Annotated in this window: 13 protein-coding genes; 8 read left to right on the plus strand and 5 right to left on the minus strand. The window is 44.1% G+C overall.

Annotated features, from left to right (window positions below; all coding sequences use genetic code 11):
- The first annotated feature begins 1 nt into the window (after position 1).
- Together DEM91_RS01710 and DEM91_RS01715 are read left to right on the plus strand one after the other, a co-directional pair.
- Positions 2 to 1,981 (plus strand): TonB-dependent receptor, encoded by a 1,980-nt coding sequence (locus DEM91_RS01710; RefSeq protein WP_249857721.1) that lies wholly within the window; start codon positions 2 to 4, stop codon positions 1,979 to 1,981.
- A 10-nt stretch (positions 1,982 to 1,991) separates the two neighbouring features.
- Positions 1,992 to 3,104: a YncE family protein gene (locus DEM91_RS01715; RefSeq protein WP_028900770.1), complete on the plus strand. Its 1,113-nt coding sequence runs from the start codon at positions 1,992 to 1,994 to the stop codon at positions 3,102 to 3,104.
- A gap of 2 nt (positions 3,105 to 3,106) precedes the next feature.
- Here DEM91_RS01715 and DEM91_RS01720 read toward each other — a convergent pair whose 3' ends face one another.
- The gene (locus DEM91_RS01720) at positions 3,107 to 3,295 is read right to left on the minus strand and encodes a hypothetical protein (protein ID WP_028900769.1); all 189 of its coding nucleotides are present in this window, start codon (positions 3,293 to 3,295) and stop codon (positions 3,107 to 3,109) included.
- A gap of 71 nt (positions 3,296 to 3,366) precedes the next feature.
- Here DEM91_RS01720 and DEM91_RS01725 point away from each other — a divergent pair, with 71 nt between their 5' ends.
- The 6 genes from DEM91_RS01725 (at position 3,367) to DEM91_RS01750 (ending at position 10,142) form a co-directional block, all read left to right on the plus strand.
- Entirely contained in the window at positions 3,367 to 5,775 is a 2,409-nt protein-coding gene (locus DEM91_RS01725) for a glycoside hydrolase family 20 protein (protein ID WP_195252148.1), read from the plus strand.
- A 162-nt stretch (positions 5,776 to 5,937) separates the two neighbouring features.
- On the plus strand, positions 5,938 to 6,639 hold the full coding sequence (locus tag DEM91_RS01730) for a GIN domain-containing protein (protein ID WP_195252147.1): 702 nt from the start codon (positions 5,938 to 5,940) through the stop codon (positions 6,637 to 6,639).
- Between the two features lie 271 nt (positions 6,640 to 6,910).
- Positions 6,911 to 7,675, plus strand: a complete 765-nt coding sequence (locus DEM91_RS01735; protein ID WP_103003873.1) for an NDP-sugar synthase — start codon at positions 6,911 to 6,913, stop codon at positions 7,673 to 7,675.
- Positions 7,676 to 7,699: 24 nt separating this feature from the next.
- Positions 7,700 to 8,470 carry a hypothetical protein gene (locus DEM91_RS01740; protein WP_195252146.1) on the plus strand — a complete coding sequence of 257 codons (771 nt, stop codon included), beginning with the start codon at positions 7,700 to 7,702 and terminating at the stop codon, positions 8,468 to 8,470.
- On the plus strand, positions 8,446 to 9,393 hold the full coding sequence (locus DEM91_RS01745) for a CDP-alcohol phosphatidyltransferase family protein (protein WP_195252145.1): 948 nt from the start codon (positions 8,446 to 8,448) through the stop codon (positions 9,391 to 9,393). Before DEM91_RS01740 ends, DEM91_RS01745 begins: the two co-directional genes overlap by 25 nt.
- Positions 9,390 to 10,142 carry an HAD family hydrolase gene (locus tag DEM91_RS01750; RefSeq protein ID WP_195252144.1) on the plus strand — a complete coding sequence of 251 codons (753 nt, stop codon included), beginning with the start codon at positions 9,390 to 9,392 and terminating at the stop codon, positions 10,140 to 10,142. Before DEM91_RS01745 ends, DEM91_RS01750 begins: the two co-directional genes overlap by 4 nt.
- A gap of 116 nt (positions 10,143 to 10,258) precedes the next feature.
- Here the strand turns inward: DEM91_RS01750 and DEM91_RS01755 are convergent, their stop codons facing one another.
- From DEM91_RS01755 to DEM91_RS01770, 4 genes are all read right to left on the minus strand, one after another.
- A complete protein-coding gene (locus DEM91_RS01755; RefSeq protein WP_249857723.1) occupies positions 10,259 to 12,187 on the minus strand; it encodes an ATP-dependent DNA helicase RecQ in 1,929 nt (642 codons plus the stop codon).
- 4 nt (positions 12,188 to 12,191) lie between these two features.
- Positions 12,192 to 13,928, minus strand: coding sequence for a single-stranded-DNA-specific exonuclease RecJ (gene recJ, locus DEM91_RS01760; protein ID WP_249857726.1), 1,737 nt, complete (start codon positions 13,926 to 13,928; stop codon positions 12,192 to 12,194).
- Between the two features lie 354 nt (positions 13,929 to 14,282).
- On the minus strand, positions 14,283 to 15,485 hold the full coding sequence (locus DEM91_RS01765; RefSeq protein ID WP_103003877.1) for an aminopeptidase C: 1,203 nt from the start codon (positions 15,483 to 15,485) through the stop codon (positions 14,283 to 14,285).
- 22 nt (positions 15,486 to 15,507) lie between these two features.
- Positions 15,508 to 16,917, minus strand: coding sequence for an aminopeptidase P family protein (locus DEM91_RS01770; protein ID WP_103003878.1), 1,410 nt, complete (start codon positions 16,915 to 16,917; stop codon positions 15,508 to 15,510).
- Positions 16,918 to 17,080 lie beyond the last annotated feature (163 nt).

A 17,080-nucleotide genomic window follows, 5' to 3' on the forward strand; every position in this document is an offset into this window, starting at 1 on the left:
CATGCCAAGAGTAGTTATCATACTGCTTTGTTCAGTTGCGTTTTTGCGTGCCAATGCCCAAACCGATTCGTTGACGCATCGGGTGCATACGTTGGATACGGTCATTGTGTCCGAGGGGCGACTCATGCGAAGTTTGCAAAGCACATCGCCCGAACACGTATTGCAGCACAGCGATTTGCAGCGCATGGGGGTATCCACGATGGCGGATGCCTTGCACCGTATACCGGGAATTACCTTGCGTGATTACGGTGGAGCGGGTGGCATGAAGACTGTGTCGGTGCGTGGTTTTGGCACACAGCACACGGGGGTGAGCTACGATGGCGTGATGCTCAGCAACATGCAGACAGGCGATATCGACCTTTCTCGCTATTCGTTGGCACACGTGTCGCAAATCATGCTCACCATAGGCGACAATGCGGACATCTTCATCCCTGCTCGACAAGCCACCACGCCTGCCGTGCTGTCCATAGAAACCATGGGTGGTAGTCGTGCCGACCGTCGTCCGCATTTCGATGCACAGCTTGGGGTAGGGTCGTTTGGCTATCTCCATCCGTCGCTTCGCTACGAGCAAAACGTGTCGCAACCTTTTCGCTTTTCGGTCATTGCCGATTATGTTTCTGCCAACAACAATTATCCTTATACCTTGCGCAATGGCACGTTGAAAACACGACAGACACGCAACAACAGCAAGATGCAGGGTGGACATGCCGAAGGGAATATGGCTTGGATGCCACAAGCTAACCAACTGCTCAAGGTCAAGGCTTACTACTATGACAACCACCAGCAGCTGCCCGGTGTGGTGCGCTATTACGCCAACGAGAGTAGTGAGCAGCTCGATAACCGCAACTACTTTGTGCAAACACAGTATCTGTGGCAAGTCAACCGCTTTTTTAGGATGAAATGGCTGGGCAAGTGGGATAAGTCAAACACCTCGTATCGAGAGAGTAGAGCGCATAGTGGTCCCATGGATGCCGACTATCATCAAGATGAAGCCTACACATCGCTTTGCTTGTTGTTCAGTCCTGACAAGCATTGGGCATTGAGTTATGCCGCTGATTATGCCTTTCACCAGCTGCATAGCAGTTTGACGAACGACATACAGCCCTATCGACACAGTGTGTGGCAAAGTTTAACCGCAAAATATCAGTTGCAAAGACTGACAGCGCAAGCTCGTCTGTTAGGCTCGTTTTATCAGAACGGCGCACGTGCAGGAACGGCTGCCGACAACCAAAAGCGACTCAGTCCATCGTTGTCATTGTCATGGGCACCATTTCCTCATCAACCTTTGTATGTGAGGGCATCGTATAAAAACATCTTCCGAATGCCTACCTTCAATGAGAATTATTTCTTCAGATATGGCAGCAAAGACCTCAAACCCGAGCAGACCGATCAGTTGAATGTGGGAGTTACCGTTGACAAGTCGTTGTCCCATGTGCAGTTCTGGGCAACTTTGGACGGCTATCTGAACCATGTGACCGACAAAATAGTGGCAGTGCCTTACAATCTGTTTGTGTGGCGAACGGTCAATGTGGGTAAGGTGCGCATTGTGGGTATCGATGCCATGCTGCGAACCACATGGCGTGCCAATGCCCAGCACACCTTGATGTTGATAGCAAACTACAGCTATCAGCGAGCCGCCAATCGCACCTTGGCATCGTCACCTTATTATAATTATCAGATAGCCTATGTGCCTCTTCACGCTGGCGGTTGTTCGCTCAATGCGCAAAATCGCTGGCTCAACCTTACGTTGCAATGGGTGGGAGTAGGTGGAAAATGGCTCAACAACCAACATCATGACGGGTCGTACCTGAAAGGATATCAAGAATGGAGCTTGACGGCATACCGCACGTTTCGGGTGTGCGAGCAACCATTGCAGTTGCGAGCCGATATCAAGAATATTTTTAATCAGCAATATCAGATAGTGGCAGGCTATCCCATGCCTGGCATCCATGCAGAAATAACAATGAATTATAAATTTTAATCACTCAAAAATGAAAAAGTATTTATTAAGTTTGGCAGTACTCCTGATGGGAGTTAGTTTGTTTACCTCGTGTGAGGATGACGATGATGACGTAAATCCACGGGATTTGAAAAAAGTAACCCATGCGGCTTATGTTGTGAATGCTGGTCAGCAGGCGATAGGTTCCACTGGAACACTCACGCGTGTGGACATGGGTACGTGGACTACCGCACAGAATGTGTTCAGTCAGGTAAATGGACGCAATCTTGGAGTAACGGTCAACGATGCTATTATCTATGGCTCGAAAATGTATATTGTGGTAGACGGTGAAGGCTCGGTAGAGGTCGTTGACAAGAATACCTTACACGCCATCAAGCGCATTGAGTTGCAAAAACTCCTACGCGACGATAAGGGCAAGTCGCCTCGTCGTGCCGTGGCAGCCAATGGTAGTGTGTATGTAACCACCTTTGGTGGTGTGGTGGCAGCCATTGATACCGCGAGTCTTGGACTGAAGAAGACCTATCAGGCAGGTTCGTTCCCTGATGGTATTGCCTATCACAACGGCAAATTGTATGTTTGCAATAGCGACTATGGCAGGGGAAAAGGCAACCTGTCGGTGATTGATGTGGCATCGGGCGATACAACAATGATTGTCAACGAGCATCTCACCAATCCTGTAGCAGCCAAGTTCATCGGCTCCGACCTTTATGTATTGCATGCTGGGAGCTACGACAAGAATTGGAATCAGACAGGAGCAGGTGTCATGAAAGTGGTTGGCAAGCAGGTCACCAAGGTGAGCGATGCTACTTTAATGGCAGTGAATGACAAAAGAGGGGCAGAAAAAATCTACACCATCAATGCACCCTACACCAACCCAGCCACTCCTGTGACCTACAATGTGTACGATGTGCGTACGGGCAAGACCGCTACCTTTACCACGACCATGGTGGAAGCACCATCGGCGATGGCGGTAGACCCAGTTACGGGCTATGTCTACATTATGTCATACAAGCTGAATCCAGAGACCCATCGTGCTGATTATGGTGGCGCAGGCTATGTAAACGTGTACAACGCATCGGGCAAGTTGCTGCACACCTTGGCAATAGGAGTAGGAGCTACGGGCATGGTGTTCGACTACCAATAAGGCTACTCGAAAGGGATAGGGCGTCCGTCACAGCGCAACTTTCCTGAAATATTCACACTCGCCACCTGGAACATCACGGTTTCGGGTGGCGAGTTGTTGATAGGGGTGGGGTCGTGCAAATGCGCTTGCCAATTTGTTCGTTTGTGATTTGTTTTCGTTATCTTTGCAGAAGATAGGCTGCACCTCAACATAGAAAGTAAACTTTCTCTGTCTTCGGCTTGCGCAATCTTTGCAAAAAAGTAAACTTGAACAATCTTTTGATATGAAGAAAACAATCTTGATGAGCGTATGCCTGTGGTTGCTTGCAGCCATGGGATATGCGCAGAGTGCTCCAAACATGGCAAATTACAGTGTGATTCCTTTGCCACGACAAATCAATATGGTGAAGAGTAAGGGCTTTGTGCTGACCCCTCAAACCCGAATTGTGTACCCAGCAGGTGACAGTGTGCTGAAGAAAGATGCCGAATTGCTGGCATCCTATATCTTTGAACTCACGGGCATGCAACTCAAAATAGCAACCAGTGCCACCGATGCACACAACATTGAGTTGTGTACGGGGTTGCCACATCCCAATAAGGAGGCGTACAGCATGCGTGTTTCCGCAGAAAAAATAACCATTCAGGGAGCATCTGCCGCTGGCACTTTCTATGGCATTCAGACTTTGAGAAAGGCAATTCCCTTGAAGTGTCATATGGATAAGGGAAGATGTGAGAAAGAGGACGGGAAAAGTAAGAAGTGCTGTTCAGCAACTGAACAGAAGGATTTGCTGCCTTATTCGTCAGGGATTGTGTTTCCAGCAGGCGAGATAATAGATTATCCGCAATATGCTTATCGGGGTGCCATGCTCGATGTGGCACGCCATTTCTTTGGGGTAGATGCCGTCAAGACCTTTATCGACATGCTTGCCTTGCACAACATCAATAATTTTCACTGGCATTTGACCGATGATCAGGGTTGGCGTATTGAGATAAAAAAATATCCATTGCTGACCCAGAAGGCTGCATTCCGACCCGAAACGGCTATCGGACACACAGACAAGAAGGATGGCAAACCCCATGGAGGTTATTACACGCAGCAACAAATCAAGGAGATAGTGCAGTATGCTGCCGAGCGTCACATCAACATCGTGCCCGAGATAGACATGCCGGGACACATGGTAGCGGCCTTGTCGGCTTACCCCAAGTTGGGATGTACAGGCGGTCCGTACAGCGTACGCACAGAGTGGGGCATTGCAGAGGAAGTGCTTTGTGCCGGCAACGACAGCACCTTGCAGTTTGCCAAAGACGTGATTGCCGAGGTGATGCAGCTCTTTCCCGGTCCGTATATCAACATTGGAGGCGACGAATGTCCAAAGAAGTCGTGGCAAAACTGTGCCAAATGTCAGGCGAAGATTCAAAGTTTGGGACTTGTTACCGATGCACAGCACACCAAAGAGCAGCGTTTGCAAAGCTACTTTATGACCGAAATGGCGAATTTTATCACCCAGCATGGGCGAAAAGTGTGTGGTTGGGACGAAATTTTGGAAGGAGGTGTGGCGCCTAACGCAACGGTATTGTCGTGGCGAGGCATTCAGGGAGCCGAACAGGCTGCACGCTTGGGACACGATGCCATTATGTGTCCCACCTCGAACATGTATTTTGATTATTACCAAACTGAAGACAGAGCCAACGAGCCTGTGGCTTTCAATGCCTATCTGCCCATTGAGAAGGTGTATGCTTTCCAGCCTGTTCCCATGTCGCTGACGCCACAGCAGGCAAAGCATATCATTGGGGTGCAAGCCAATCTGTGGACAGAGCAGGTAAAATCGCTATCACACATAGAATATATGATGTTGCCACGGTTGGCAGCAGCGTGCGAGGTGCAGTGGTCGAGCGATCAGGAGAAGGATTATGGCAGCTTCTTACAACGGTTGCCTCACATGTTGCAACTCTACAAAGCCTGCGGTTATCGGTATGCTGAACATTATTTCACGGTGAACACGGCGCTGACACCATCGCCCAAAGGGCAAGCCATGGAGGTGACTCTCGGTGCACCAGGGAAGGCGAAAATCTACTACACCACAGATGGAAGTGAGCCTAATAAGCAAAGTAAACCGTACAAAAAGCCCTTTTGCCTCAAGCAATCCGCCACCATTAAAGCCATAGCTTATAGCGATAGTCTGCACAGTGATGTGACCAAGGAGCAAATCATTGTTCACAAAGCCATGATGAAACCCGTTCGTTTTTGCACGCCACCTAACCATGCTTATCAAGGAAATAGTCCACAAGAACTGGTGAACGGATTGCTGGGCAACACTTCGTTTCACTCTGGACGCTGGGTAGGATTCGTGGGAAACGATATGGACATCATCATTGATCTGCAATGCAGGATGCCCATTAAGAGTGTATCGGTACGCACACTCACCGAACAATCCAACTGGATATTCCCTGATCGAGGCGTTTCCTTATTGGTGTCTGACGATGGAGAGCATTTCAAGGAGGTGTTTGCGGATACTAAACAATCGCTTCCGCACGTTGTGCCACCCAGTGTAAACACGCAGAAGATAACGCTTGAAAACGTTAAAGCACGATATCTACGCATCAAGGTGTTGTCCGAACACAGTATGCCCCAATGGCATTATGGCTATGGACAGACCGCCTTCTTGTTCGTAGACGAGGTGATAGTGGAGTGAGCTAACCCATATAGTAGCAAGTGTGTTGCATCAAAAAGTGACACACTTGCAACTTTGTGAATATTGTTTGCGTCTTATGTTTGAATGTGATGAGGAATTTATCGCATAAAATAAAAAATATAAGACACGTAATATTTATTATTCATCTATAATACGAACCGTATGAAAAGAAAAATCTATTGTACATTGGCAGTTTTCACACTCTTGCTATTTGCTTCGTGTGTTTGCACAAAAAATGATAGAAGGAGCGAACGGAAAATCACACAGTCGAGTAAAATCAAGTATTTTAAGAATGTGAATATAGAGGGTTGCTATAATGTTTATTTTGAGCAAGCCGATTCTGCAAGCATTCGTTTTGAGGGAAGTGAGAAAGCTATCCAACAATTAAGAATCACATGTGATGGTAACACGTTGAATATTAAGAGGAAAGAAAAAGACAAGTGGTTGAATTTTTGCAACCAAGAGGATGTTGATATCTACATCACATCTCCCGATTTGGTTTCTGTTTACTTAAAGGGTACGGGCGAATTTGAGGTTCATAAGCGTTTAGATACGGATACATTGTCTGTCTCATTAATGGGTACAGGAGACATTGATATAAAGGATTTGATTTGTGATAAGGTGAAGGTCAACCTAAAAGGTACGGGCGATATAAACATTAAAAATGTAATCACATCACAAGCGTTTATTTCGCTCTTGGGAACAGGAGACATTAAGGTGCATTTTGAAAAATGTCAGTGGGCACAGTGTAGTTTGCAAGGCACAGGTGATATAGATGTGTCGGGGACGGTTAACACATATAAAGAGAAAATACAAGGCACTGGCAGTATTGACACCGATGACCTGCACATCCTTTCTAAATAGAGAAAAGCAAAGTTGAAAAGGGCGGAATAATTGAAGGTTCCGCCCTTTTTTCAATTATATATCTTACCTTTGCATAAGATAGGCTGCGCCTCAACAAAGAAAGTAAACTTTCTCTGTCTTCGGCTTGCGCTACCTTTGCATAAGATAGGCTGCGCCTCAACAAAGAAAGTAAACTTTCTCTGTCTTCGGCTTGCGCTACCTTTGCAAAAGATAGGCTACGCCTCTACAAAGAAAGTAAGCTTTCTCTGTACATATATTAAAATAGAAAATAATGAAATATGCTATCATAGCAGCAGGTCAAGGATCAAGGTTAAGTAATGAGGGCGTGTCCTTGCCTAAGCCTCTCGTTAAGGTGGGAAACGAATGTTTGATAGACCGACTGCTACGTATCTTTGTAGCAAACCATGCGGACGAAATCATCGTGATTTGCAACGAGGAGATGACCAATGTGCAAACTCATTTACAAGCGATACAACAAAAAGGACTAAATGGTGAGCCTATTACGCTGAAAATATTGATAAGAAGTACACCAAGTTCTATGCACAGTTTGGCTGAAATGCGCCCTTTATTAGAAGATGCGCCCTTTTGTTTAACTACGGTAGATGCCATTTTCGAAGAAGATGCATTTATGACCTATGTTCAGGGGTTTAAGAAAGCCTTGCAACAGGGTGTAGATGCCTATATGGGTGTGACTAAATTTGTGGACGATGAGAAGCCCTTGTTTGTAGAAACTGATGAGTCAATGCGTGTATTGGGCTTTCATGATGAGGGTAGTGTTCGTTGCAAATATGTTTCGGCAGGCATTTACGGACTACATCCGCATATCTTCGACATCTTACAACGTTGCATTCAGCGTGGCGAACAACGAATGCGTAATTTTCAACGAGCACTCATAGCCGAGCAATGTACTGTAATGGCGCACGACATGGGACAGGTTTTGGACATCGACCATTTGTCGGATGTTGCAAAAGCTGAGGCGTTTCTTCGGAAATTAACAAGCCAAACAAAGGATAAATATCAAGAGTTGGATAGGTAGATTTGAAAAAGATTTTGAATAACAATGAAGCATCAAAATATCATAGCCATTCGTCGAGATTACATTTATTCACTTGAAGCAGAACAGAAGGATAGGGACATCCTTGTTGCTGTGATGCAACAGCTTGGTGGGGACATTCGAATGGTTGATGAATTGAAACTCACAGTGCAGGATGAGGCTGATATTTACCTAAGCATGGGACGCCATCCAGCCACATTGGCATTACTTCGTACGTGTGAAGAGCGCGGTGCTCTTGTCATCAACTGTCCCGATGCAGTGGAGTTGTGTGCAAGAAAAAAAGTGGCGCAGGTTATGCGAGAAAACCATATACCCATGCCACCGCAGCGAGGAAAACATGGCTATTGGCTCAAAAGGGGTGACTCAAAAGCTCAATTGGATAGTGATGTGGTGTATTGCAAAGATGAAAACGAATTGGCTATTAGAAAAGAAGAATGGCGACAACGAGGTATTTGTTCGAGCATAGAAAGCGCACATGTAGAAGGCGACTTAATCAAATTCTACGGGATAGGGCAGCATTTTTTCAAATGGTTTTATCGCAGTATCAAGACAGGGGGCTATGATTTTGATGCAAATTTGTTGCAAACAGAAGCTGTTAGACTGGCTCGCATCATCGGCATTGATGTGTATGGAGGCGACTGTGTCGTGAACCGAGAAGGAGAAATTAGTATTATCGACTTTAACGATTGGCCAAGTTTTGCCGCTTGTAAAGAAGAGGCAGCGCAGGCCATCGCACAATTAGTAGAGCAGAAATGGGAAGATTTAAGGAATTGTTAAAGGCTTCGATGAAGTCGAAAGATACCGAAGAGTGGCTCGATGTGCACTTTACACGCCCTATAGGATTGGTCTTTGCATTGCTATGGAAACGCCTTGGTGTGCATCCTAACGCTGTGACTATTCTTTCTATCTTTCTTGGAATAGGGGCAGCTTATTGTTTTTATTTCGTAGATGTGTGGCATAATGTGTGCGGAGTGCTGTTACTCATGTTCGCCAACTTCTGCGATAGCACCGATGGGCAGTTGGCACGGCTCACGGGGAAACACACCTTTATCGGTCGTATGTTGGATGGTTTTGCAAGTGGACTATGGTTTGTGGGCATCTATGTGGCACTTGCCTTACGGATGCAACACCAGTTGATGCCTGGTACGACAGTGCCATGGGGTGCTGCAATATGGACATTAGCGCTCGTGGCAGGTGTGCTGTGTCATACTACACAAAGCTCATTGGGCGATTATTACCGACAGATACACTTGTATTTTCTCAAAGGTGAAGGGGGTAGCGAATTGGGACACTCCAAACAGCAATACCTTATATATAAGCATTTGGATAAGGGTGATTGGCTGAAACGTCTCTTTTATCTCAACTATACGTCTTATTGTCGAAGTCAAGAGCGAAGAACTCCTGCATTTCAAAAGTTCTTTCAGCGTTTTAAGTCACATCCAGATAATACGGTAAGGCAGCAATTCTTAGAAGGCAGCAGACCTCTTATGCCGTACACCAACATTCTAACCTTCAACACACGAGCTATCTGTTTGTACGTTACTTGTTTGTTGAACTGTCCGTGGCTGTATTTTATTTTTGAAATTACGGTGTTACAATTGATTTATATTTATATGCATCAGCGACACGAAAAATTGTGCACAGAGATGATTTCATTGCTTTCAAAATCTGCAATAACGCAACAAACTAACCAATTATGATAACAGCTGCTATGTCTCCTATTCACGGTTTACTCTTTGATTTTGGTGGAACTATTGATACGAATGGTCAACACTGGGGAAAAATGTTATGGCAGATGTATCAAAAAGTAGGTGTTCCCGTGTGTGAGGATGATTTTCGTAAAGCGTATGTCTACGGAGAACGAATGTTAGAAAAAAGTCCTTTGGTGAAACCAACGGATACGTTGCGAAGGACAATAGAAGTGAAGTTACGATTGGAATTGGAACAACTGTGCATGATGGGAGTGTGGGGTGTGGACGAAGCGGAACTGCTGCACACCCAAGAGCTGCTATTATCGGAAATTTATCAACATGTAACGCAGATCATAGAGCAACATCGGAAGATGTTACAGTATTTGAAAGAAAGATTTCCAATGGGTTTGGTAACGAATTTTTACGGTAACATGAATACGGTGTTGCAGGAGTTTTCGTTGGGCGATATATTTGAAACCGTGATAGAATCGGCTGTGGTAAACATACGCAAGCCTGATGTTCGCATCTTTAAGCTGGCACTTGATGCACTCCAACTGCCTGCTGAAGAAGTGTTGGTGATTGGTGACAGCTTTTATAAGGATGTAGAACCAGCTTCGAAGTTGGGGTGCCAAACAGCTTGGCTCAAAGGTGAGGGATGGATAGAAAAGCAGTATGATGAAGCCCTTCCAACCTATATCTTAACTTCTTTGTCGGAGATCGTATCTATTGTGGATGATGCTTCTACAACAAAATGCTGATTTTTGCGAACGTAATTTGAGTACCGAATGACCTCGCAATGTTTGTTTTCTATGGTTTTGTCAATGAGTTGACAACATAGACAGTATTCATTAAGAAATAAAGGAGTTAACTCTATTTATTTTGGCTTTTGTCCCTTGTTGGCGAGATAAATATAGCTTCCCTCCAAGATGATGATTTCTTCGGCAACCAATTGTTCTAAAACTTGGTCTAAGAGCTTTTCAGGAAACGCTAACTTATCAAGCTCGGTGATATGATGTCTTTCCTTGTCTTCCAGTCCATGAAGGATAGTTTGTTTGATTTCGTTTGTTGTGACGGTGTTATTTCGTTGTAAACCTTGATCCAAACAAACATCGCATTTCAAGCAGTCTTTTGCTTGTACATCACCAAAATAGCGCAATAGCTGCTTGCTTCGACATACTTCATTGTTTTCCGCATAACGAATCACAGACTTGATGCGCTTGGAAAATTGTTCTTTACGCTCTTCATAAACCGCTTTTGGTATCACCATATTTTCAATTGCCTCGCGGTCTTTCGCATAAGTGATAAAGGGCATCTTTCGTTGAGGAATAAAGTGGAGGATTCTTCTTTGCGTCAATCCTTTTAAGATAAGGTACAACTGTTCGCGGGTGATACCCGTTTGTTGAGCCAAAAGTGCCTCGTCAATGTACACATAGTCAGTGAAAAGTCCCCCGTATGTACGTAATAGACTGGTGATGAGCTTTTCTTGTAGTGGGGAAACCTGATTGAGTTTGTATAATTCGTTTCTGTCAAGAAGAAACATTACTCGAGCATTGGAGTCAGAATCTGTATCATATTCTATGTAGCCCGCACGTGACAGAATGAGCAAAGCGGAGTTCACAGGAATGGGAAAATAATGGAAGACGGCACAAAACTTCCCAATGTCGAAAGTAAAGGTGTGCCCACTTCCGCTTCCTAAGCCTATTTCAAAATAATAAGCTAAATGCTGATACACATCTTTAATATAGTCTTTTTCAGGAAAATTGTCTTCGATTCGCTTGTTGAGTTTATGCTTATCACTGGTGTTATACAACAAGACAGCGTAGGAACGCTGTCCATCACGCCCTGCACGTCCTGCCTCTTGAAAGTAAGCTTCTAATGAGTCGGGACAGTCGATGTGTATCACCACACGCACATCTGGCTTATCAATGCCCATTCCAAAAGCATTGGTAGCCACCATGACCCGTATCTGATCCGTTTGCCATGCACGCTGCCGTTCATCTTTCACGCTGTGTTCTAACCCTGCATGATAATAAGTGGCAGGAATATTACAAGCGTTGAGCAGTGTTGCAACCTCTTTTGTGCGTTTTCTACTCCGTACATAAATAATGGCACAGCCAGGGAGTGATTGCAAGATATGTAGGATTTCTTGATTCTTGTCTTGCGCTGTTCGCACTACGTATGTGAGGTTTGAACGTTCAAAACTCATTTGGAAGACATTCTTCTCTTTGAAGCCTAATTGTTGTTGAATGTCCTCAACTACCTCGGGTGTGGCTGTTGCAGTGAGTGCCAATAGAGGAGCTGCTGGCTTTTCTTTTCGTATATCGGCAATGTTCAGGTAAGCTGGACGAAAGTCATACCCCCATTGACTGATACAATGCGCCTCATCGACAGTAATGAAACTGACGTTCATTCGACGAAGTTTCATCAAGAAAAGCTCTGAGCCTATGCGTTCGGGAGAGATATATAATAGTTTGATGTCACCAAAGATACAGTTGTCTAAGGTTTTGAGAATCTCTCTTCTTGTCATTCCTGAAAAGATTGCTGCTGCTGTAATTCCCTTTTCTTTGAGATGTTGCACTTGATCTTTCATCAAGGCAATGAGCGGCGTGATGACCAAGCATATCCCTGGTTGTGCTAAGGCTGGTACTTGAAAGGTGATAGACTTGCCTCCACCTGTGGGCATAAGACCTAAGGTGTCACGTTGTTGACCAATGCTCTCAATAATTTCACGCTGAATACCGCGGAAATCTTTGTATCCCCAGTATTGCTGCAGAATGCTTAAGTATTTGTCATGAACAGGCATGGCGTCATGTTTGATAATCTTCTCCTTCGGTAGGTCGTATATCTTCTATCTGTAACTGCACAGCGTTGCGCTTAAAGACGTTGTCCTCTAAGGTATAAGCAATGTCAAAACTGCGTTTGGATTTGATGTATCGTGCCGATGCACTTTGTCCAAAGGCAATGCCATTGACAACATTGCTCGATTTGGAATCGACTAATTCCAGTTTAATATGCTCTTGTTCGCGCCCTACCACTTTACTTGTACCATAATCGTACACACCGATTGTACTAAACATGGGTTTGGGATTGCCAGGTCCAAAAGGTGAGAATTTCTTTAATTCTTGATGTAGACGTTTGGTAATATCCTTAAAATCAATGATAGCATCAATATCAATAATTGGTTCAGTTTGTTCGGGACGAATGTGTTCATCTACATATTTTTGAAAACGAGTGCGGAATGTTTTAATATCATCCCAACGTAAGGTCAGTCCTGCCGCATAGGTGTGTCCTCCAAAGTTCACCAACAAGTCACGACAACTCTTGATGGCAGCATAGATATCGAAGCCTGTTACGCTGCGTGCAGACCCTGTTGCAAATTCACCATCACGTGTAAGAACGACGGTAGGTCGAAAATAAATTTCTGTCAATCGTGAAGCTACAATCCCAATAACGCCCTTCTTCCAATTCTCATCATAGAGAACAATAGAGGAATGATGCTTTTGGCTTTCTAATTTAGAGACGATAAGGTTAGCTTCTTCGGTCATCTGTTTATCGATATCTTTTCGTTGCTCGTTATATTCGTCAATGTGTTTGGCTTGTCGTATGGCACTCGCAATATCCTTTTCCACCAGCAAGTCAACGCTTTCTTTTCCATTCTCCATGCGTCCAGAGGCATTGATGCGCGGTCCTATCTTGAAGACAATATCGCTCATGGAGATGTCTCTGTTGCCTAAATTGCAAATATCTATAATGGCTTTCAACCCAACACTTGGGTTTTGATTGAGTTGTTTCAATCCATGAAAAGCCAAGATACGATTTTCATCTACCACAGGTACAATGTCAGCCGATATACTTACTGCACAAAAGTCAAGCAGTGGGATGAGCCGAGAGAAAGGAATGTTGTTGTTTTTAGCAAACGCCTGCATGAGCTTAAAGCCCACTCCACATCCAGAGAGATGCTTAAACGGGTAGGTGTCATCGGGTCTTTTTGGATTGAGAATAGCTACAGCAGGCGGCATTACTTCGTCTGGTACGTGGTGATCGCAAATGATAAAGTCAATGCCTAAACTCTTCGCATATGCAATTTCGTCCGTTGCTTTAATTCCACAATCTAAAATAATAATCAGTTTAACACCTGTTTCTCGTGCATATTCTAAACTCTTTTTGCTGACACCATAACCCTCGTCATATCGATCTGGAATGTAATAGTCTATGTTAGAGTAGAACTGTTGGAGAAACTTGTACACCAATGCTACAGATGTACAACCATCTACGTCGTAATCGCCATACACCAAAATGCGTTCTTTGCGCCCCATAGCATCGTTGAGTCTGTCTACCGCCACGTCCATATCTTTCATCAAGAAAGGATTAATGAGGTCTGCCAGTTGTGGACGAAAGAACCTTTTTGTCGCGGACTCAGTAGTAATGCCTCGGCGGATGAGCAACAAAGCGAGTATGGTGTTGATATTTAATTTATCTCCTAACTCCTTAGCTGCCTTTGTTTCTTCTGATGTAGGTGGTACATAATTCCATTTGAAATGCATTTATATTGTTTTTTATTTTTGTCGAGTCGTACTCGCATGCGGTCATACGAGTAATGGTCTTCATAAAAATGAAGACTTATTTGTGTGTAAAGTTACAAATAATTTACCATAATGCATCGTAAATGTCACAAATAATTTGCATCCTTCCCCAGCAATTCTTAAAAAAGTGTCTGGTAATGCGCATTCTTCTTCAATCTAACCTTTCTGCTTTGTGTTTTTCGGTTCATGTTTTTACTGAAGAAATTAGTTGTCTGTCCATGAGTTGAGGCATTGGCATAAAAAAGAAAGACCGTTTTTCCTGTATAGAAAAACGGTCTTTCTTATTGTGGTTTCAAGATCAACTTGAAGCGTTATTTAGATATTTAATTTCTTACGGATATTTGCAGGAACAGCATTCTTGTTTACCATGAAATCCATCGTCTTGTAAGCTACAAAAGCTTTTGTCATGTACCAAATACCTTTGTACTTGCCACTTTCGCCCCAAGAGTTCTTTACCATGTAATATTCTTTACCGTTTTGGTCCTTGGCAATACCAAAGATGTGCATGCCGTGGTCATCTGTTGTCTCCCAATTATCGAATGCTTCTTGGCGCATCTCTTGTGTAGGAACAACTTCAGGCGCATTGATACCTAATGAATCTGCTTTGGCTTTCTTTGAGGATTTGGACATTTTAACCCAGCGATCAGCATCCGTTCCAGACAAATCGCGTGCTTTCTTCAAATCGTAAGCAATACCTAAACCATTGCGTGTAAATCCATCTTCAGAAACATCTCCGCCCCATGCTACGGTATAACCATTGTTGATAGCGTTGTCAATGATGTTGCAAATCTCTTCAATAGGAACGTTCCAACTCAAAGGCCAACGCCAGTTGTCTTGTACCTCAACCGCAAATTGTGTCCAGAAGGGATGGTGTGTGTAGCTGGTGAAGTGTACATAATCGTTCATATCCAAGCCTAAACTTGCCGCAAACGATTGTGGTGTATAGGTTTTTCCTTCGTATGTAAATGTGTCAGGAGTCTTGCCAAGGTAAGCATCAAGAATTCCTACCATTCCTTTTTTCCATGTAGAAGAAATTTTCTTTTGCTTACTTTTAGCTATTGTTTCAACATAAGGTGTCAAGAGTTCAAAGAATTCGCCAAAGTTAGCCAACGAGTCACCTGTCATCGTGCCAGGTAATGGCATTGCTGTTTCGGGAACCATGCCATAGTGTTGCCAACAATAAACAGGGTCGTATGTGCTACCTCCTTGTGCAAAACTCACATCACCATGCATACGTACAGCCTTTTCAGCTCGGTCTTGGTATGTCTTGTGTGCTACGAACATCTCGCATAGGTCGTACGTTTTCCCTGTCTTTTTTAAGATTTCACTTTCCAAGAAACTCAATGTAGAGTAAGCCCAACACGTACCGCTACGGTTTTGGTCTTTAACACTTGTAATCTTGTTTTGCTTTACAACAGTAAATACTGGCTGGTTGTTTTTTGGGGCAGTCTTTTTCTTAGCTGCTTGTGCACCCGTTGCCATAATAGCCAAGAGGGCGAACATCAAAATTTTCTTCATGTTTTTGAATAGTTTTAATAAATTATTTAGTTGAATTGTTAGCCATAAATGCTTCTACATCTTTTGGATGGTAGGGTATGCGCTGCTCACCAATGAAACGACATCCGTTTTTGGTAATTAGGATATCGTCTTCAATACGAATACCTCCAAAATCTTTGTAGGTTTCCAAAAGTTCAAAATTCAAGAACTCTTTACAGTGTCCAGATGCTCTCCAGTCATCGATGAGGGCAGGAATAAAGTAAATACCAGGTTCGTCGGTCACCACAAATCCCTCTTCTAAGCGCCGTCCCATGCGCAAGGCATTGGTGCCAAACTGGTCAAGGATAGGTCGTGTCTCTTTGTCAAACCCGACATGGATTTGTCCCAAAGCCTCCATGTCGTGAACATCCATTCCCATCATGTGTCCCAGTCCGTGAGGTAAGAACATGGCATGTGCTCCTGCACGCACAGCCTCTTCTGTGTCACCTTTCATGAGTCCTATTTCTTTGAGTCGCTCCGTCATGAGCTTGCATACAGAGAAATGAACGTCCATGTATTTCACTCCTGGCTTTGCAACTTCGAGAGCGTGGTCATGACATTCCTCAACAATGCTATAAATCTCTAATTGTCGTTGTGTAAATTTGCCACTAACGGGATATGTTCGGGTGTTGTCAGAACAATAATTGTTCACCGTTTCAGCCCCAGCGTCACACAATGCCAACCGTCCAGACTCCAGTAAGTTGAGCGAAGGACTGCCATGCATAATCTCTCCATGTTGGGTAAAGATGGTTGGGAAGCTCACCATGGCTCCGTAAGAGTTGGCAATGCCGTCCACCTGTCCACCCACAAACTTTTCTGTGACACCCGGTTTGGTAAGGCGCATTGCTGTGGTATGCATGAGATAGCCTATCTTGGCAGCACGTTCCAGCTCTTCTATTTCTTGTTCTTCTTTGACAGAGCGCATCTTGACAACCGCATGAATAAGGTCGAGGGACGACTTTTCTTGCTGTTGACTGGGATGAATGCCCAACAAGTCATATATTTGGAGTTTGATGTCATGTCGATACGGTGGGAGAAAATGTATTTTTTGCTGCTTCTCCTGTGCACGCTTACAGATAGTAGCGAGTTCCTTCATGGGCGCTGTCTGCTCTATTCCAACCTGCGCTGCCATATCTTTAACACTATCAACTGACCCGAACCAAACGATATCTTCAATGTCTATATCGTCTCCAATCAGTTTTTCTTGATCGTTATCGATATCAATAACCCCCACCAATCCGTCTCTGTTTTGTCCAAAATAGTACAAAAAAGAGGAATCTTGCCTAAAAGGATGATACCCATTGTACGGACCATTAGCAGGAGAGTTGTTGTTACCGAAGAGAATGATGATGCCATGACCAACTTCTTTTTTAAGTTGTGTGCGGCGTCTTATATAAGTTTGTTTGTCGAACATATAATAATGTTTTATAAAATTAATCGTTTCTAATCATGCTGAATACTGTTTGTAAATGTGTCTGTCATAGCCAGTTAGCAGCAATCATCGAGATAATATAGATGGATTTCAAGGTAAACAGCTCAAATCTGTTTGTGCTTGGTTTCCACTATTTCATGCAAAG

This window comes from Prevotella sp. TCVGH (assembly GCF_023522295.1).
GTDB lineage: Bacteria > Bacteroidota > Bacteroidia > Bacteroidales > Bacteroidaceae > Prevotella > Prevotella timonensis.